This is a genomic window from Streptomyces inusitatus, from assembly GCF_014651115.1.
GTDB classification, from domain to species: domain Bacteria; phylum Actinomycetota; class Actinomycetes; order Streptomycetales; family Streptomycetaceae; genus Streptomyces; species Streptomyces amakusaensis.
This window is the reverse complement of sequence record NZ_BMWG01000007.1, coordinates 204,993-222,797: the sequence shown is the minus strand read 5'-3', so window position 1 is coordinate 222,797 and position 17,805 is coordinate 204,993. Positions and strand designations below refer to the sequence as shown.

General features: G+C 71.8%; 15 protein-coding genes. 11 read left to right on the top strand and 4 right to left on the bottom strand.

Features of this window, described 5'->3' with window-relative positions; translation table 11 throughout:
- Positions 1–13 precede the first annotated feature (13 nt).
- The 6 genes from IE247_RS14805 to IE247_RS14780 all read left to right on the top strand — a co-directional run bounded on the left by IE247_RS14805 (position 14) and on the right by IE247_RS14780 (position 6,416).
- A complete protein-coding gene (locus IE247_RS14805; protein ID WP_190123549.1) occupies positions 14–2,308 on the top strand; it encodes an ATP-binding cassette domain-containing protein in 2,295 nt (764 codons plus the stop codon).
- A gap of 226 nt (positions 2,309–2,534) precedes the next feature.
- A complete protein-coding gene (locus tag IE247_RS14800; protein WP_190123548.1) occupies positions 2,535–3,509 on the top strand; it encodes an acyl-ACP desaturase in 975 nt (324 codons plus the stop codon).
- Between the two features lie 83 nt (positions 3,510–3,592).
- Entirely contained in the window at positions 3,593–3,889 is a 297-nt protein-coding gene (locus IE247_RS14795; protein WP_190123547.1) for a DUF6317 family protein, read from the top strand.
- On the top strand, positions 3,882–5,117 hold the full coding sequence (locus IE247_RS14790; protein WP_190123546.1) for a hypothetical protein: 1,236 nt from the start codon (positions 3,882–3,884) through the stop codon (positions 5,115–5,117). The genes IE247_RS14795 and IE247_RS14790 overlap by 8 nt, the downstream gene beginning before the upstream one ends.
- Positions 5,118–5,301: 184 nt before the next feature.
- Positions 5,302–5,814 carry a hypothetical protein gene (locus tag IE247_RS14785; protein WP_190123545.1) on the top strand — a complete coding sequence of 171 codons (513 nt, stop codon included), beginning with the start codon at positions 5,302–5,304 and terminating at the stop codon, positions 5,812–5,814.
- Positions 5,814–6,416, top strand: a complete 603-nt coding sequence (locus IE247_RS14780) for a hypothetical protein (RefSeq protein WP_190123544.1) — start codon at positions 5,814–5,816, stop codon at positions 6,414–6,416. The genes IE247_RS14785 and IE247_RS14780 overlap by 1 nt, the downstream gene beginning before the upstream one ends.
- Positions 6,417–6,432: 16 nt before the next feature.
- Here the strand turns inward: IE247_RS14780 and IE247_RS14775 are convergent, their stop codons facing one another.
- The 3 genes from IE247_RS14775 to IE247_RS14765 form a co-directional block, all read right to left on the bottom strand.
- Positions 6,433–6,687, bottom strand: a complete 255-nt coding sequence (locus IE247_RS14775; RefSeq protein WP_190123543.1) for a WhiB family transcriptional regulator — start codon at positions 6,685–6,687, stop codon at positions 6,433–6,435.
- A 68-nt stretch (positions 6,688–6,755) separates the two neighbouring features.
- Positions 6,756–7,547: a VOC family protein gene (locus IE247_RS14770; protein WP_190123542.1), complete on the bottom strand. Its 792-nt coding sequence runs from the start codon at positions 7,545–7,547 to the stop codon at positions 6,756–6,758.
- 101 nt (positions 7,548–7,648) lie between these two features.
- The gene (locus IE247_RS14765; protein WP_190123608.1) at positions 7,649–8,629 is read right to left on the bottom strand and encodes a multicopper oxidase domain-containing protein; all 981 of its coding nucleotides are present in this window, start codon (positions 8,627–8,629) and stop codon (positions 7,649–7,651) included.
- A 222-nt stretch (positions 8,630–8,851) separates the two neighbouring features.
- Between IE247_RS14765 and IE247_RS14760 the strand changes: the two genes are divergently transcribed.
- Positions 8,852–11,338: a ThuA domain-containing protein gene (locus IE247_RS14760; protein WP_190123541.1), complete on the top strand. Its 2,487-nt coding sequence runs from the start codon at positions 8,852–8,854 to the stop codon at positions 11,336–11,338.
- Positions 11,335–13,611 carry an OmpL47-type beta-barrel domain-containing protein gene (locus tag IE247_RS14755; protein WP_190123540.1) on the top strand — a complete coding sequence of 759 codons (2,277 nt, stop codon included), beginning with the start codon at positions 11,335–11,337 and terminating at the stop codon, positions 13,609–13,611. The genes IE247_RS14760 and IE247_RS14755 overlap by 4 nt, the downstream gene beginning before the upstream one ends.
- 35 nt (positions 13,612–13,646) lie before the next feature.
- On the opposite strand, the gene ligD is transcribed toward IE247_RS14755, so the two are convergent.
- A complete protein-coding gene (gene ligD, locus IE247_RS14750) occupies positions 13,647–14,657 on the bottom strand; it encodes a non-homologous end-joining DNA ligase (RefSeq protein ID WP_190123539.1) in 1,011 nt (336 codons plus the stop codon).
- A gap of 52 nt (positions 14,658–14,709) precedes the next feature.
- On the opposite strand from ligD, the gene IE247_RS14745 reads away from it, so the two are divergent.
- From IE247_RS14745 to IE247_RS14735, 3 genes are all read left to right on the top strand, one after another.
- Positions 14,710–15,774, top strand: a complete 1,065-nt coding sequence (locus IE247_RS14745; protein WP_190123538.1) for an ATP-dependent DNA ligase — start codon at positions 14,710–14,712, stop codon at positions 15,772–15,774.
- Between the two features lie 13 nt (positions 15,775–15,787).
- Positions 15,788–17,056, top strand: coding sequence for a cation:proton antiporter (locus IE247_RS14740; RefSeq protein WP_190123537.1), 1,269 nt, complete (start codon positions 15,788–15,790; stop codon positions 17,054–17,056).
- 398 nt (positions 17,057–17,454) lie between these two features.
- Positions 17,455–17,712 (top strand): hypothetical protein, encoded by a 258-nt coding sequence (locus IE247_RS14735; RefSeq protein ID WP_190123536.1) that lies wholly within the window; start codon positions 17,455–17,457, stop codon positions 17,710–17,712.
- The last annotated feature ends 93 nt before the right edge of the window (positions 17,713–17,805 follow it).

Here is a 17,805-nt window from a genome sequence, read left to right as displayed (position 1 = left end):
TAGCTTCGGCGGCATGAACCGGAACATCGTCATCGTCGGGGCACGGGAGAACAACCTCAAGGACGTCTCCCTGACCCTGCCCAGAAACCAGATCACCGTCTTCACCGGCGTCTCCGGCTCGGGCAAGTCCTCCATCGTCTTCGACACCATCGCCGTCGAGTCGCAGCGGCAGCTCAACGAGACCTACTCCTGGTTCATCAGAAACCGGCTGCCGAAGCACGAGCGGCCCCAGGCCGAGGAGATCGACGAGCTGTCGGTGGCGATCGTGGTGGACCAGCGTCCCGTGGGCGGCAACGCGCGCTCGACCGTCGGCACCATGACCGACATCAACTCGGTGCTCCGGGTGCTGTTCTCGCGCCACGGCTCGCCGAGCGCGGGGACCGCGACCGCGTACTCGTTCAACGATCCGTCCGGTATGTGCGCGGTCTGCGACGGCATCGGCCAGACCTTGCATCTCGATGTCGAGCGGGCGGTCGACTGGACCAAGTCGCTGAACGAGGGCGCGCTGCTGCTGCCCGGGCTCTCGGTGGGCGGCTGGGAGTGGAAGCTGTACGCCGAGTCCGGCCGCTTTGATCCGGACAGGCCCGTCGGCGAGTTCTCCGCGGCGGACCGGGAGCTGCTGCTCCACGGGTCCGGCTTCACAGTCCGGCTGGAGATGAAGTCGGGCTCGGCCGAGGCGCGGTTCGAGGGGATCGTCAGTCGGTTCACCCGGCTCCATCTCAAGCGGGACACCGCCGACCTCTCCGAGAAGCGCCGGGCCGCGGCGGACCGCTTCGTGACCCGGCTGCCGTGCGCGGCCTGCGGCGGGGCCCGGCTGAACGAGGCGGCGCTGGCCACCCGGATCGACGGGCTGGGCATCGCCGACTACACCCGTATGGAGGTGGCCGACCTGGTGAAGGTCCTCGGCCGGATCGACGATCCGGTGGCCGGCCCGGTCGCCGCCGCCGCGCGGAGCCGGCTGGAGCGGCTGGTGGACATCGGGCTCGGCTATCTGTCCCTGGACCGGGAGACCACCACCCTCTCCGGCGGCGAGGGCCAGCGCCTCAAGACGGTGCGCCATCTGGGCTCCTCGCTGACCGGGCTGACCTTCATCTTCGACGAGCCGAGCGTGGGTCTGCACCCGCGCGACGTGGGCCGTCTGGTCGAACTGCTGGTCCGGCTGCGGGACCGGGGCAACACCGTGCTGGTGGTGGAGCACGACCCGGATGTGATCGCGATCGCGGACCATGTGGTCGACATGGGCCCGGGAGCGGGCGCGGACGGCGGGCGGATCGTCTACCAGGGGCCGGGGGCGCTGCTCCGGGACGCCGACACCCGCACCGGCCGCCGGCTGCGCCGCCGTACCGCGCTGAAGGAGTCGTTCCGGTCGCCCTCCGGCTGGCTGCCGGTGACCGGGGCCGATCTGCACAACCTCAAGGGCATCGATGTGCGCTTCCCCACCGGTGTGCTCACGGCGGTCACCGGAGTCGCCGGCTCCGGCAAGTCGACCCTGGTGTCGAAGGTGTTCACGGCGGCGTACCCGGAGGCGGTCGTGATCGACCAGGGCGCGATCACCGCGTCCCCCCGGTCGACGCCCGCCTCGTTCCTGGGCCTGATGGACACCGTACGGAAGGTCTTCGCCCGCGAGAACGGCGTCCGGCCGGGACTCTTCAGTTTCAACTCCGAGGGGGCGTGCCGGGAGTGCGCGGGGCGCGGGGTGATCTACACCGATCTCGCGTTCATGGATCCGGTGACGACCGGCTGTCCGGTGTGCGAGGGGCGGCGCTTCAAGGACGAGGTGCTGGAGCTGCGGGTGGACGGCCGCTCCATCGTCGATGTCCTGGACATGACGGCGGTCCGCGCGGCCGGTTTCTTCTCGGACTCCGCCACCGGGCTCGCGGACCGGGCGGCGCTGCGGAAGCTGCGCACCCTCGACGAGGTGGGGCTCGGCTATCTCACCCTCGGCCAGCCGCTGAACTCGCTCTCCGGCGGGGAGCGCCAGCGGCTGAAACTCGCGACCCAGCTGCACCGCACGGGCAGCGTCTATGTCCTGGACGAGCCGACGACCGGGCTGCACCTGTCCGATGTGGACACCCTCCTCGGGCTGCTGGACCGGCTGGTGGACGCGGGGAACTCGGTGATCTGCGTGGAGCACGACATGGAAGTGGTCAAGCGCGCCGACTGGATCATCGATCTGGGGCCGGACGGCGGGAAGCACGGCGGCGAGCTGGTCTTCGAGGGGACCCCGGCGCGGCTGCTGGGGCACCCGGAGTCCTTCACCGCGGAGTATCTGCGCCGGGCCCTGGGGCCCGCCGGACGGTCCGAGTGACCCGAAAGGGGGTGTGACGCGTGTCGCCCCGACTCCTCCTGGAGCGCGGAGAGTATGCCGCGCGCCGGTCGGCCAAGGCCCTGACCTGGGGTTCATAACCCTTTGTGATCGGCCGGGAGGGAGACGAACAGGTGGCCGACTTGGAAGCGGGCTTACAGCGCCCTTAACCTACGGTTTCGTAACCTACGAACCCGTAGGTACTTCTCCCCGTTTTCAGGAGCCACCCGTGACCATCACCTCTCCCCACCTCGGCAGCTCGGACACGTGGACCGACGCACGGCTGCTGTACGCGCTGGAAGAGGTCGTGGAGAAGGAACTGAACCGGCACCTCAAGGTCGCCAAGGACTGGATGCCGCACGAGTACGTCCCCTTCACCGACGGGCGCAACTTCCCCGGCGTCTTCGAGGACGGCGAGGCCTGGGAGCCGCAGCAGTCCAAGGTCACCGACATAGGCCGCATCGCCCTCGTGGTCAATCTGCTGACCGAGGACAATCTCCCCAGCTACCACCACGAGATCGCCACCCTCTTCGGCCGCGACGGCGCGTGGGGCACCTGGGTGCACCGCTGGACCGCGGAGGAGGGCAGGCACGGCATCGTGATGCGCGACTATCTGCTGACCTCCCGCGCCGTCGACCCGGACAAGCTGGAGCAGTTCCGGATGGCGCACATGGCGGAGGGCTTCGAGTCCGACAACCGGCACTCGATGCTGCACTCGGTGGCGTACGTCGCCTTCCAGGAGCTGGCCACCCGGGTCTCCCACCGCAACACCGGCCACCAGTCCGGAGACCCCGTCTGCGACCGGATGCTGGCCCGGATCGCGACCGACGAGAACCTCCACATGGTCTTCTACCGCAATCTCCTGGGCGCCGCCTTCGAGCTCGCCCCCGATCTGACCATGCAGTCGGTGCGGGACGTCGTCGTCAACTTCCGGATGCCCGGCCACGGCATGCCCGGCTTCGAGCGGGCAGCCGCCCAGATGGCCATCGGCGAGATCTACAACATGCGCATCCACCACGACGACGTCCTCGCCCCGGTGCTGCGCTTCCTCAAGGTCCTGGAGATCGACGGGCTCGGCCCCGAGGGGCTCAAGGCCCAGGAGGAGCTGGGTCTGTACATGAACGGCCTGGACTCCGAGGCCAGCAAGTTCGACGAGAAGCTCGCCGCCCGCAAGGCCCGGATGGCGGCCCGCGCCGCCGGCTGAACCCACCGGCCGGTCTCCCCCGTCACCCGTGCGGGGGACAGCGGTTGGGGAGCCGGCCCGATGATCTGCCAGGGTGTTCCGCCATGGATCTCCAGGTGGACACCGATGAACTGGACCGTCTCTCGCGTGCGCTGAGGCGGTCACTGTCCTCGCTCACCGACGCCGGACGGGCCCTGAGCCGGGCCCGCGCGGACCAGCTGGGCACCGGCGAGCTGGACACGGCCTGCGACGCCTTCCAGGAGCGCTGGGCGTACGGGGCCGAGCGCTTACGGGACCGGATCGCCTCGATCCACGACGGGGTGCGGCTCAGCCACCAGGGCTACACCCAGGTCAACGCGGCCGTCGCGGCCTCCTTCCGCGCGGTGGCCCCCCATGAGTGACCACCCCCACCTCGGCTGGAACCCGACCCCCGGCAGCCCCCCGGCGATCGCCGCCCTCCGCACCGGGCTCGCCTCCTCCGCCGCCTCCCTCGCCACCGCCCACCGGCTGCTCGACCAGCTCCTCGGCGAAAGCTCCTTCTGGCACGGCCAGGCCGCCGACGCCTTCCGCACCGCCCTCGACGGCGAACTCCCCCGCTACCTCCGCGACGCCCACCGCTCCGTCTCCCACGCCGCCCGCGAACTCTCCCGCTGGCACGACGACCTCCTCAGCCTCCAGGCCACCGCCCGCCGCTACGACACCCGCGCCGGCCTCTGCGCCCAGACCCTCACCCACGCCCGCACCCACGAACTCCACCTCCGCGCCGCCCCCTCCACCCCACCCCACACCCTCCGCACCGCCACCACCGCCGTCACCGACGCCCAGGACGCCCTGGACTCCGTCCTCCGCCTCGCCCGCGAACTGGAGGAGGAACACCACGCGCGGGCAAGACGCATCGCGAAGTCCCTGGACGAGGCGGTGGAGAGGTTGGCTCCGGAGGAGCCGGGGGTGTTGGGGAAGGTTCTGAAGTGGGTGGAGGAGGATCTGGGGGACCTGCTGTCGGACGTCTCCGCCATCGCCGGATTCCTCGCCCTGGTGATCGGACCGTTCTTCGCGCCCGCCGGGCTGGCCCTGCTCTTCGTCGCGACGGGTGCCAGCCTCGGGGCGCTCGCGCTCCACTCGACCGACCCCAAGGTGCAGCGGTCACTCAAGAACGGCTTCACCAAAGGTGAGTTCGACGCCGAATTCTGGGACAACGCGGTAACCCTGACGGGCGATGCCCTCGGGTCGGTTCCCGGCCTGGCGTCGATCGCCCAAGGCGCCAAATCAGCGACGGCGGCGGCGCACACCGCCCAGGCGGTCGCCGGTTCCGGAATCACCACGACGACACGCGCGGGCGCTCAGGGCTTCGGGAACGGAACGGTCTCCGCCATGGACGAGATGCGCCAGGTGGAGAACCCACTGACTTCCTGGGCCCTGCGGCGCACACCCGAGCCGGTACAGAGAACGGTGAAGTACGCCCTCCCCGCGTCGGGCGCCGCGACAGCCATGAGTCACTACGGCCCCTGGAGCGACGACGAGACGGTCTCGCACGGTGCGACCGCCGTGGACGGAGCCCGGGCCGCTCTCGACGACGGCCCTGGCTCCGCCGCCAAGGCGGCCCGCGTATGGACGTCACTGAACCGCTGAACCCGACCGACGGGAAAACCCTGTGCCGACTCCCGCTCCACCGCTCTGGTTCCGGCTTCCACCCGGCTACCACTCACTGGACGCGCTCGACCTCCCCCTGATCGAACGATCCGCGTCTCCGGTCCTGACACCCCTTCTCGAAGGAACCGGCCTTCTGGGCCCCGCGCTCCGGGACACACGCACCTTGACGAACCTGCTGGCCGCGATGTGGACCAGCGAGACCGCGCACATGTCGATCGGCGTTCATCCCGACGGGGAGCACGGTGCCTCGGTCTCCCTGTTCTCGCTGTCGATGGCGGGCATCGCGTCACGGACGGCCGGGCTGGCAGTCGCCCAGTGCGCACTCGCCCAGATGAACTCCCCGCTCTGGAGCGAGAGCACCGGACGGCTCCTCACACTCTCCAGCGGACTGCCGGCCGCACTCGTCGCCGGAACTCTGGTGAGTCCACCGGACGAGTCGCTGGAAGAGCTGGGCATCACCGCGGACTTCGAAGGCGTCTTCCAGGCCCGGCTCACGATTCCGTGCCCCACCGGGGAGCACATCGCCGTGGCCGACCTCACGAGCGCCGCCGTCCGCAATTCCGAAGCGTATACATCAATCCTCGAAGGGATCGGCCAGACCATGAGCTTCTCCGAGCCGGTGGAGACCCCGGAGCCCGCGCCACGTCCCACCTCCCGAATCCGGGACCTCTTCTGATGAGCCCGGGACCGCACCGCCCACCGCTCTCCAGCGCCCTCCGGCACCCCGCGACGGCGGAGGGCCACCGGCGCCTGGTCGCCAGGCGGACATCCTGGCTGATCGCCGTGGTCCTCCTGGGAGCGGGGGCCGGCTGGTGCGCCACCGTGCAGACGCCTTCACAGCTGCCCGGATTCCTGGTGATCCTCGCTGTCTGCTATCCGCCATGTCTTTTCGTGACCGGCCTGGCGCTCCGGCGCACCCGGCGGATGGCCAGGATCCTCGCCCTGTATCCATGGCAGGCGTACCCGTGCACGTATCCGCGCCGGAGCGTGGAGAGCCCGAAAGCCATCGTGATCGAGTTCTCCGAGGCGTACACACCCGTTCTGCGCCTCGCGCTCCACTCCGGTGACCTCGCCAAAAAACAGAACCCTTCCCCCGACCTCATCTGGTTCGCCGGCGACCCCCGCTACGGCGGCGTCATCTCCCCCGTCGGCGGCCACTTCCCCGTACGGGTGGTCCCCGAGCCCCCCGGGGGCGGCGCGCCGGGAGGGGGGACGGCGGCGGATGTGCTCGCGGAGCGGGCGGAGTTGGTGAAGGGGGGGAGGGTCAGGAGGACGTGAGGGGGGAGGGCGGAGGTCAGGCTCGGGCGCGCTTGAGGCGGTCGCGCTCGCGCTCGGACATGCCGCCCCAGACCCCGAACTTCTCGTCGTGCCGCAGTGCGTACTCCAGGCACTCCACCCGTCCCTCGCACGCCCCGCACAGCAGCTTCGCCTCCTGGGTGGAGGAGCCGGGGGCCGGGAAGAAGAACTCCGGTCCGGTCTGCGCGCACAGCGCGGTTTCCTGCCAGGAGAGGTCGTCGTCGACGGTGGTGTTGATCGGCGTGATCGGCATGCCGTTCACCCTTCACCAGTCGGATAAACGGCAGCTCAATGAAGCATCAACGTCCCCGGCGGACGGTCTCACTCCGGCTGGGGCTCGCCCTGGATCACGGCGAACTTCGCCCCGGCGGGGTCGGTGAGCCGGGCGAATCGTCCCACGCCGGGCAGGTCGACGGGGGGCAGGTGCACGGTGCCGCCGGTCTCGCGGGCCAGGGCGGCGGTGGCGTCGCAGTCGAGGACGGCGAAGTAGGGCAGCCAGTGGGGGCCGGAGCCGGTGGGGTCGGCGGAGACGGGGACGGCTCCGGCGAACATGGCCTCCCCGCCCGTGCCGGAGGGGTGGGCGAGCGGGTAGGAGCCGGATCCGTCGGGGTAGGGCATCGAGGAGGTCTCCCAGCCGAAGACCTGGGTGTAGAAGGCGAGGCCCGCGTCGGTGTCGGGGGTGTACAGCTCCAGCCAGCAGAGGCTGCCGGGGACGCCGACGACGCCGAGGCCCTTGTAGTCGCGGGGCTGCCAGACGCCGAAGCCGATGCCCGAGGGGTCGGTGAAGGCGGCCATGCGGCCGAAGTCGAAGACGTCCATGGGTTCAAAGAGGACCGTGCCGCCGTGCAGCCGCACCGCCTCGGCCGTGGCGTCGGCGTCCGGGGACTGGAAGTAGACGTGCCAGGAGGCCGGGGCCTGTTCGGGGGGCACGGTCATGCCGCCCGCCGCGGTGGTGTCGTCCAGCCGGAACATTCCGTAGCCGCCGGCCTGGGGGCCTGCCGACTCGAAGATCCAGCCGAACAGCCCCCGGTAGAAGCGGTCCGCCGCCGCGACGTCCGGCGTCCCCAGATCGAGCCAGTTGGGGGAGCCGGTGACATACCGGGTGGTGAGCATGGGCGCGCTCCTCGGGGCGGGGGGTCGCGTTCGGCCCTCTCCTTCGAGTCTGCTGCGGAACGGACGGGACCGCATCCGCATCCGATACGGAGGGGTGGAGATCAGCGGGAACCGGAGGGGCCGTGGTGGGGCTCGTACCCCGGGATCGTGCCGTCCGGCTTCGCGACCAGCAGGAGCCCGGCCATTCCCATGTCCGAGTGGCTCTGCACATGGCAGTGGTACATCCACGCGCCCGCGCCCGCGTTCTCGCCCGCGACGATCTGGAAGCCGAAGGAGTCGGCCGGGCCGGTGATCTTGTTGTCGATCACCCGGCTGACGTCGTCGGGGCCCTGGAGCAGACCGGTTCTGTTGTCGGCCCAGCGATGACCGTGCAGATGGAAGGTGTGGTACAGCTCGCCGTGCGTGATCATGATGATCTCGACGCGCTCACCCACCGTGGTCCGGAAATCGGGGCCCGTGTGCGCCGGCCGGTTGTTGACCGTCATGTCGTTGAAGACGATCGTGAACTGCTTGTCGGGGAGGATGTCGCCCGCGCGCCGGACGACCACCGGCCCGTAGAGCCCCTTGCGGATGCCGCCCGTGCCGTGGTCGGTGCCGACCACATGGTCGTGGTAGTGCCAGTAGCCCGCGCTGCCCGGCCGCCAGGTGCCGTCGGCGCGGCGGCCCGGCGCATGGGTGCGCCAGGTGTAGGTGCGGGTGGCGCCGGGCTCGACATGGCTGCGGCTGAGGCGGGTGCCGTCGTTGGCGATGTCGTAGTCGACGCCGTGGGCGTGGAGGCTGACGGCGACGTCCGTGATGTTCTCGAACTCGATGTGGAGGGTGTCGCCCTCGCTCAGCTCGATCAGCGGGCCGGGGACGGTCGCCGCGCCCTTCGCCGTGCCGTAGCCCATCCGCCCGTCGGCGAGCCGCTCCGCGTAGAGCCGCAGATGGCGCACCCGGCCGCCCGCCGGGGCGGTCCTCGGCGCGCCGGCGGCGAAGGTGGTCCCGGTCAAGGGGGAGCCAGGAAGCGACAACGATGTCACCCCGGCGGCCGCGGCGGTGCCGCCCGCCAGCAGCCTCCGGCCGAAGCTCCGTCGGCCCATGTCCACGTCCATGTCCATGCCCACGTCCATGCCGAACTCTCCGCTCCATCCCGGTCATTGACGGGTCTTCGGGCCCGGGACGGCCATACGGTAGCCGGGGGTCCCTCGTTTTTCCACGCTCAGGACAAAGTTCGTTCTTTTGCGTCCTTACCTCTTGGCGAGGCGGGCGAAGAGGTCTAGCTTCCAGTGCTGTTGTCATCACCACAGAGGGGTGGGTGGCCCATGCAGCGCACACCGCGTCGCGGGTCGAGATCGCCGGGACGCGCCCTGGCGGCGCTTCTCGGAGCCGGGGCCCTGACCGTCTCCCTGCTCGCCGGGGGTACGGAGGCGTCCGCAGGGCAGCCGCCGGAACCGAGACGGACAACGTTGTCCCTTCCCTCGCCGCCGGGTGGCGCGGAGGTCACGGTGCTGGTCTTCCACGCCTCCGCGACCGCCGAGTCGCCGGTGGTCGATGCGGGGATCGCGGCGATCGAGTCCATCGGGCTGAGCGGCCCGGCCGCCGGGCGGTTCGCGACGAGGGCCACGGACGACCCCTCGGTCTTCACCGACGCGGCGCGGCTCGGTTCCTTCCACGCGGTGGTCTTCCTCACCGGCGGCGGCGATGTGCTCGACCCGGAGCAGGAGGCGGGCCTGGAGGCGTACATGGAGGCGGGCGGGGGCTTCCTCGGCATCCATGACGCGGCGAGGACGGAACCGTACTCCGACTGGTTCACCGGGCTGGTCGGCGCCCGCCCGGCGGGGGCGGCGAGCGCCGTGTCGCGGGCGGTGGTGGAGGTCGGCGACCGCCGGCATCCGGCCACCGCGGGGCTGCCGCTCCAGTGGAAGCGGCCCGACAAGTGGTTCGACTGGGCGGTGAACCCCTCGGGCCGGGTGCACACGGTGGCCCGGGTCAGGGAGAGTTCGTACACCCCGGGCCCCGGGGCGAACGGCTGGGACCACCCGATCTCCTGGTGTCGCGACTACGACGGCGGGCGCTCCTTCTACACCGGGATGGGCGGTACGGCCGACAGCTTCGCCGAGACCGACTTCCGGGAGCATCTGCGCGGCGCGCTGGCCTGGACCGCCCGGCTCTCGCGCGCCGACTGCTCGGCGACGATCGACGCCAACTACACGGCCGAGCGGGTCACCCGGCCCAATCAGCCGGGGCTCAACGACCAGATCGGGGAGCCGCACGGCCTGGTCGTCGCGCCCGACGGGAAGGTGTTCTACATCGGGCGGGGCGGCGCGGACGCCGGCCGGCCCGTGGTCACCGACTGGAACAGCCCGGACGTCGGCAGGGGCAAGGGCCAGATCCATGTGTACGACCCGGCGACGAAGCGGGTCACCCTCGCCGGGGAGCTGAGCGTCTTCGGCAACAAGGGCGGCGGCGGTGAGCTGGTCAAGAATGAGGAGGGGCTGCTCGGCATCGAGCTGGACCCCCGCTTCAGCTCCAACGGCCGGGTGTATCTGCACTACACACCGCACGAGCGGATCGACCGCGAGCGGCGGACGGCCGACCGCAGGGTCTCGCGTTTCACCTTCGACCACGCCTCGGGCCTGCTCGACCTCGCCAGTGAGAAGGTGCTGCTCTCCTGGCAGGTGCAGATCCACAGCTGCTGTCACGCGGGCGGCGGGATGGCCTGGGACTCCCGGGGGAATCTCTACATCGCCACCGGGGACAACAACTCCTCCGGCTTCAGCGGCGGCTACTCGGGCAACAATCCGGAGCCCGCGTACCGGGGTCTGTCCTTCGCCGACGCCCGGCGCACCTCCGGCAACACCAACAATCTGAACGGGAAGATCCTGCGGATCCACCCCGAGGACGACGGCGCCTACACCCTCCCCGAGGGCAATCTCTTCACCGGCCGGGAGCCTGACGAGGGCGGCGGGAAGACCCGGGGCGAGATCTATGTGATGGGGGTGCGCAACCCGGCGCGGATCTTCGTCGACCGCCGGACGGACATCCTGTACGCGGGGTGGGTCGGCCCGGACGCCGGTTCGCCGTCCCCGGTGTGGGGTCCGGCGAAGTACGACACCTTCGCGGCGATCACCCGGGCGGGCAACCACGGCTGGCCGTTCTGCATGGGCAACAACCAGCCCTACCGGGACCGCGCCCTGCCCGATCCGGCCGTCCCCCGGGGCTGGTACGACTGCGCCGCCCCCAGGAACGAGTCCCCGAACAACGACGGGCTGGTGCGGCTGCCGCCGGTCACTTCCAACACCGTCTGGTACGCGCCCCAGGGCGGCGGCCCCGATTTCCCGCGCGACGCGAACGGCGTCCCCTCCTATCTGCTGTCCGAGCAGAAGCTGCTGCTGCCCTGGCTCAAGGGCGGCGGGCAGGCGGCGATGAACGGCCCCGTCTACCGCCACGACGCGGCGAGCGCCAGCGCGGTGAAGTGGCCCGCGTACTGGGACGGCAAGTGGTTCGTCGGCGACTTCTACGACGGCGACCAGCCGCGGCACGCGGTGCTCACCGATCCCAGGACGGTGGGCAGGGGCGGTGTCCCGGTGCACGCCGAGTCCCTGAAGAGGATCGTCCCGGTCGGGGCGAACGGCATCCGCAATCTCATGGACTGGAAGTTCGCGCCGGACGGTTCGCTCTATGTCCTGGACTACGGGCGGGGGTTCTTCACCTCGGACTCCCGGTCGGCGCTCTGGCGGATCACCTACCACGGCGGCGGACCCACCCCGGCCGCGGACCGGCTGGCGCGGAAGGCGGCGACCCGATGAGGCATCCGTCGAGGCAGAGACAGAGGCAGAGGCAGAGGCAAGGGCCGGGGCAGGGGCAGGGGCCGGGGCGGCTGTGGACGGCGCTGGTGGCGTCGGTGGCGCTGGTCGCCGGGCTGCTGACCGGGCTGACCGGGTCGGCCGCCGCCCGGCCCGTGCCGGGCGGATCCGGGGCCCGGGCGGCGGAGCAGGTGCTGACCTGGACGGCCGGGGATCCGGTGGACCGCTATCTCTCCGCCCCCGCCACGGCGGTGGCGGGGCGGACGGCGATCGTCTTCGAGAACAGCCGGGCGACGGGCAATACGACGGGGATGCCGCACACCCTGACCTTCGAGGTGTCGGACCCGGAGTTCAACAGCGACGTACCCCTGAACATCCTCGCCTCGCCCGACGACGCGCGGGGCGGCCGGTACACGGCGGAGGTGACCCTCACCCCCGGGCGGTACCGCTTCCACTGCGCCATTCCCGGCCATGGGGCGATGCGGGGGATCCTGACCGTCACGGAGAACACCGGCGGGGACACCGCCGCGCCCGCCGTCTCGGCGAGGGTCGAGGGCGACCGCGACACGGACGGCGCGTACCTCGGCCACGCCACCGTGACGGTGACCGCGACCGACGAGGGCTCGGGCGTCGACCGGGTCGAGTACGCGACGGGGGCGGACGGGCCCTGGCAGGCGTACACCGCACCGGTCGTGGTGAACACCACCGGCACCCACACCATCCGCTACCGGGCCACCGACCGCGACGGCAACACCTCCGCCGAACAGTCCGTCCACTTCACCGTGGCGGCCCCGCCGAGCGGGGACACCACCCCTCCGGAGACCTCGGGGACGGTCGGCGGCGAACGCGACGACCAGGGGCGGTATCTGGACACGGCCACCGTGACCGTGACCGCGTCCGACACCGGTTCGGGGGTCGGTCGAATCGAGTACGCGACGGGGGCGGACGGGCCCTGGCAGGCGTACACCGCACCGGTCGTGGTGAACACCACCGGCACCCACACCATCCGCTACCGGGCCACCGACCGCGACGGCAACACCTCCGCCGAACAGTCCGTCCACTTCACCGTGGTCGCGACGCCCGCGCCGGACCGGGAGCCGCCGGTGACGGCCGCCGAGGTGGCCGGGCGGCTGAATTCGGACGGTGCCCATGTGACGAGTGCGCGGGTGACGGTGAACGCGGCCGACACCGGGGGCTCGGGGGTCGCGAGGGTCGAGTACTCGCTCGACGGCGGCCCCTATCTGGCCTACACGGCTCCGGTGCTCGTCGACCGGGTGGGTTTCCACACGGTGCTGCACCGGGCGACGGACGGGGCGGGCAACACCTCACAGGCGCGGCGGACGACTTTCACGGTAGCCGAGGGCGGCGGGGTGCCGGCTCCCGGGTGCCCCGAGTGGGACGAGCGGCTCACCGTGATCGTCGGTACGGTCGACAGCGGGGTGCCCAACCGGATGACCCGGTCCCGCTGCACGGTCAACGAGCTGATCGAGGACGAGAAGTCCTGGTCCTCGCACGCGCTCTTCCTCAAGCACGTCGGCACGGTCCTGGACGGGCTGCTCTCGGACGGTGTGCTGGACGCGCGGGAGCGGCGGGAGATCCGGGCGGCGGCCGAGCGGTCCGGCATCGGCCGGCCCGGTCAGAACACCGGCTACCGGAGCCTCTTCGACGGCACGCGCTCCTCGTTCGACCGCTGGCAGCACGTGGGCGGCGGCTCCTTCGCCCTCAACCCCGACGGTTCGATGACCAGCGGCACCGACCGGGGCGGCATGGGGATGCTGTGGTTCCCCCAGCGGCGGTACGGGGACTTCTCGCTGAAGCTCCAGTGGCGGGACGACGCCCCCGGCGGGGGGAACGCCAACAGCGGGGTCCTCGTCCGCTTCCCCGGGGTGCACGACCACCCGGAGGAGCCGCGCCCCGAGTGGGTGGCCGTCATGTTCGGCCATGAGGTGCAGATCCTCGACCGGCCCGACGGAGACCTGTACAAGACCGGTTCGGTGTACGGCTTCGACCGGGTCGGGCTGGCCGGGGCCGGGGTGACGCCCAAGGGCGCCTGGAACGACTACGAGATCCGGGTGGTCGGCCAGACGTACTCGGTGCTGCGCGACGGTGTGCTGATCAACAGCTTCGAGAACACCGGCGGCCAGGACTTCGTCCCGCCGCGCGGCGGGGACCCGGGGAGCGACGGCAGGCGCTACGCGTCGGGGTACATCGGGCTCCAGGTCCACGGCACGGCGGATGTGATCTCGTACCGCGACATCCGGATCCAGGAGCTGTAGCGGGGTGCCGGTGCCGGCAGGAGCCGCGTCCGCCGTCACTCCGGGCGGCGGGCGCGGCTCGGCTGGACGCGTTTGGGTTCGCCCGGCATCTTGGGGTACTCCGGCGGATAGGGCAGATCGCCGAGGCCGTGGTCCGCCTCGTCGCGGCGGGCCGCCTCCAGCAGGGTCTCCAGGCTGAAGCGGTGCTCGTCCATGTCGGCGTGGACATCGCCGACGTCCGCGTACCGGGCGGTCATCGAGACGATGTCGAAGTCCCGGGGGACGGCGTCGTCGATCTCCTCCCAGCGCAGCGGCGCGGAGACCGGGGCGTGCGGGCGGGGGCGCACCGAGTAGGCGGAGGCGATGGTGCGGTCGCGGGCCGTCTGGTTGTAGTCGACGAAGATCCGCTCACCGCGCTCCTCCTTCCACCACTTGATGGTGACCCGGTCCGGCATCCGCTGCTCCAGCCGGCGTCCCACCGCGATCGCCGCCCGTCTGACCTGGGTGAAGGTCCAGCGGGGTTCGATGGGGACGAAGACGTGGAGGCCGCGCCCGCCCGAGGTCTTGGGCCAGCCGCGCAGCCCGGCCTCATCGAGGACGGCGCGCAGCTCGTGGGCGGCGCGCACGGCGTCCGCGTAGTCGGTGCCGGGCTGGGGGTCGAGGTCGATGCGCAGTTCGTCGGGGTGGTCGGTGTCCTCGCGCCGTACCGGCCAGGGGTGGAAGGTGACGGTGCCGAGGTTGGCGGCCCAGGCGACGGCGGCGGGTTCGGCGGGGCACAGCTCGTCGGCGGAGCGGCCGCTGGGGAAGGTGATGTGGGCGGTGGGGATCCAGTCGGGGAGGTATTTGGGGGCGCGTTTCTGGAAGAAGGACTCGCCGGTCACTCCGTCGGGGTAGCGCTCCAGGGTGGTGGGGCGGTCGCGCAGGGCGCGGGTGATGCCGTCGCCGACGGCGAGGTAGTAGGTGACGAGGTCGAGCTTGGTGTAGCCGGGCTCGGGGAAGTAGACCTTGTCGGGATTGGACACGCGTACGGTCCGGGTGCCCACTTCCAGTTCCACCGCTCCGGCCATGTGGGTCAGCGTATGCCGTGCCGACATTCATTGCATATCGGACAATTCCTTTATGGATCTGCCGGTGATGCCGCCCGTGAAACCGATGCTCGCGAAGGCCGTGAAGACGATTCCGCCCGGGATGCAGTACGAGGCCAAGTGGGACGGCTTCCGGGCGATCGTGCACCGCGACGGCTCCGAGCTGGTGATCGGCTCCCGTACCGGCAAGCCGCTCACCCGCTACTTCCCCGAACTCGCCGAGGCCCTCACCGCCAATCTGCCCGGCCGCTGCGTGGTCGACGGCGAGATCGTCGTCGCCCACGGCGGCCGGCTCGACTTCGACCGGCTCTCCGAGCGGATCCACCCCGCCGCCTCCCGGGTGCGGACGCTCGCCGAGCGGACCCCGGCCAGTTTCGTCGCCTTCGATCTGCTGGCGCTCGGCGACACCGCCCTGCTGGACACCCCGCTCTTCGAGCGGCGCGCCCTGCTCACCGAGGCGCTCCGCCCCGCCGCTCCCCCGGTCCATCTGGCCCCCGCCACCACCGACCCGGCCGTCGCCGAGCGCTGGTTCGAGCAGTACGAGGGGGCCGGGCTCGACGGGATCGTCGCCAAGCCGCTGGATCTGCCCTACCGGCCGGACGCCCGGCTGATGTTCAAGATCAAGCATGAGCGGACGGCGGACGTCGTGGTGGCCGGATACCGCTTCCACAAGAGCGGTCCGATCCTCGGCTCGCTGCTGCTGGGGCTGTACGACGACACCGGAGCGCTCCAGCACGTCGGCGTCTGCGCCGCCTTCCCCATGAAGCGGCGGGCGGAGCTGATCGAGGAGCTGGAACCGCTGCGGATGGACCCCCCGGACGGACACCCCTGGGCGGCCTGGGCCGAGGAGAGCGCCCACGAGGGGGCCCGGCTGCCCGGCGCGAAGAGCCGCTGGACGGGCAAGAAGGATCTGTCGTGGGTGGCGCTGCGCCCCGAGCGGGTGGTGGAGGTGGCCTACGACCACATGGAGGGCGACCGCTTCCGCCACACCGCGCGCTTCCGGCGCTGGCGTCCCGACCGCACCCCGGCGAGCTGCACCTACGCCCAGCTGGAGGAGCCGGTGCGGTACGACCTCGCCGAAGTGCTGGCGGGGCCTTGAGACGGGGGGCGCGGTGAACCCCTGGGCCGTCGTCGTGGCGGCGGCCCTGCTCGCCGGGTACGCGGTGGTGTCGCGCAGACTGTCGACGACGGTGGTCTCCGGCCCGATGGTCTGCGTCGCCGGCGGACTGGCGATGGGCCCGCTGGGGCTCGATCTCGTCGACCGGGGCCAGGACGCCGAGGTGACCCGCGCGGTGCTGGAGAGCGCGCTGGCGCTGGTGCTCTTCGCCGGGGCCTCCGCCGTCCGGCGGCGGGATCTGCGCCGCGAGCGCTCGCTGCCGGTACGGCTGCTGGCGATCGGGCTGCCGCTCACCATGGCGCTGGGATGGCTGCTGGCATGGGCCGTGCTGCCCGGTCTCGGCCTGTGGGAACTGGCGGTGATCGGCGTCGTCCTGGCCCCCACGGACGCTGCGCTCGGACAGCAGGCGGTCTCGGACGAGCGCGTTCCCGCGCCGGTGCGCCACGGGCTGAGCGTCGAGTCCGGCCTCAACGACGGCATCGCGCTGCCGTTCTTCCTGCTGGCCCTCGCGGCGGCCGGCGAGGGCCACGCGGAACACCAGGGCCCGGCCGCCGTCTTCCTGCTCGCCCTCGTGGCCAGCGGGGCCATCGGGCTGGCGGCCGGATGGCTGGGCGCCGAACTCCTCGGCCGGTCGGCGGCGCGGGACGCGAGCACCCCCGCCTGGCGGCAGATCCTGGTGCTGCTGGTGCCCGCCGCGGCCTACGCGCTCTGTGTCGCCGTCGACGGAAGCGGCTTCATCGGGGCCTGGACCGCCGGACTCGCCTTCGGCACCGTCGGACGCGCCAAGGCGGCCGCGGGCCGCCCCGCGACCGCGACCGCCGCCGCCGGGACCGACGCCGCGGCCGACGCGAGCGTCGGCCACGAGGTCGAGTTGACCGACCGCCTCGGCGAACTGCTGACCGCGCTGAGCTTCCTGCTGTTCGGCGCGGTGGTCCTCGGCCCCGTCCTGCGGCACGCCGACTGGCGGATGCTTCTCTACGCGCTGCTCAGCCTCACCGTCGTCCGGATGCTCCCCGTCGTCCTCGCCCTCGCGGGCGCCGGGCTGCGCCCGCCCACCGTCGCCTACATCGGCTGGTTCGGGCCGCGCGGACTCGCGTCCGTGGTGTTCGGGCTGATCGCCTTCGAAGAGGCGCTCCCGGGGACGGAGACCCTCAGCGGCGTCATCGCCGTGACCGTGGCGCTCAGCGTTCTGCTGCACGGCTGCTCGGCCGCGTATCTGGGCTCCCGCTACGGCCGCTGGTACGGCGGGAGCGGGCGCCTGTAGCGAAGCGGCCAACCGCCCTCCGGGGCGCGCCACTTGATCGATTCGGGTGAGGGCGGGGCATTCGCGTATGGTGTGTCGCCGGTGCTTGCCCGGGGCACAGCCCGGGCGGGCCGCGCGCGGTCCCGCCGCGCGCCGGATCCCCGGCCCGCCCCACGGGCCCGTGATCGGCACTCCCCGTCCGCGGTGCGGCGAACGGGGAACCGGCGGGCAGCCGCATCGCCCACGACCGGGACCCGTCCGCCGGGCCCGCCGCGGGAATTCATCCGGGGCCGCCGACGGCGGTTGCCCCATCGGGACACTCCCGCCGCCGGACGCGGACGCCGCTCCGCTCCAATGGGGGGACAGACCCCGCCGGTGCGCCGGCGCGGGCCGCTGAAGCAGCAGAGAAGGATGACGACGTGACCGCCTCCCCCCTCATTCCCGTGCCCATCCCCGACCGGGTGGCCGTGCTGATCGGATCCTGTATGCCCGCCCATGTGCTGCGCGCGGAGATCGAGGCGGACACCGCCGTACGCGAGGTGGGCCTCTTCCGCGACCCGCTCTGCGCCGACGACCGCGCCGACCGCGAGCAGGCCCTCTCGGTGCTGGCCCGGGCCAACAAGGTGCTGGCCGCGCACCACCCCCGGCTGGTGATCAGGCCGGGCAGCCGCTACTGACCCGTACACCCTCGTACTCGTACCCGTACCCGTACCCGTACTCCGGGCGGACTCCCACCGCATGCGGCGGGCCGACGACGGTGTGACGCTGTC

What these genes read in the sequence shown, in the direction of transcription:
- IE247_RS14805 (WP_190123549.1), top strand. Translation starts at nt 14, where the DNA reads ATGAACCGGAACATCGTCATCGTCGGGGCACGGGAGAACAACCTCAAG.
- IE247_RS14745 (WP_190123538.1), top strand. Translation starts at nt 14,710, where the DNA reads ATGGATCTGCCGGTGATGCCGCCCGTGAAACCGATGCTCGCGAAGGCC.
- IE247_RS14780 (WP_190123544.1), top strand. Translation starts at nt 5,814, where the DNA reads ATGAGCCCGGGACCGCACCGCCCACCGCTCTCCAGCGCCCTCCGGCAC.
- IE247_RS14790 (WP_190123546.1), top strand. Translation starts at nt 3,882, where the DNA reads ATGAGTGACCACCCCCACCTCGGCTGGAACCCGACCCCCGGCAGCCCC.
- IE247_RS14760 (WP_190123541.1), top strand. Translation starts at nt 8,852, where the DNA reads ATGCAGCGCACACCGCGTCGCGGGTCGAGATCGCCGGGACGCGCCCTG.
- IE247_RS14795 (WP_190123547.1), top strand. Translation starts at nt 3,593, where the DNA reads ATGGATCTCCAGGTGGACACCGATGAACTGGACCGTCTCTCGCGTGCG.
- IE247_RS14755 (WP_190123540.1), top strand. Translation starts at nt 11,335, where the DNA reads ATGAGGCATCCGTCGAGGCAGAGACAGAGGCAGAGGCAGAGGCAAGGG.
- IE247_RS14765 (WP_190123608.1), bottom strand. Translation starts at nt 8,629, where the DNA reads ATGGGCCGACGGAGCTTCGGCCGGAGGCTGCTGGCGGGCGGCACCGCC.
- IE247_RS14770 (WP_190123542.1), bottom strand. Translation starts at nt 7,547, where the DNA reads ATGCTCACCACCCGGTATGTCACCGGCTCCCCCAACTGGCTCGATCTG.
- IE247_RS14775 (WP_190123543.1), bottom strand. Translation starts at nt 6,687, where the DNA reads ATGCCGATCACGCCGATCAACACCACCGTCGACGACGACCTCTCCTGG.
- ligD (WP_190123539.1), bottom strand. Translation starts at nt 14,657, where the DNA reads ATGGCCGGAGCGGTGGAACTGGAAGTGGGCACCCGGACCGTACGCGTG.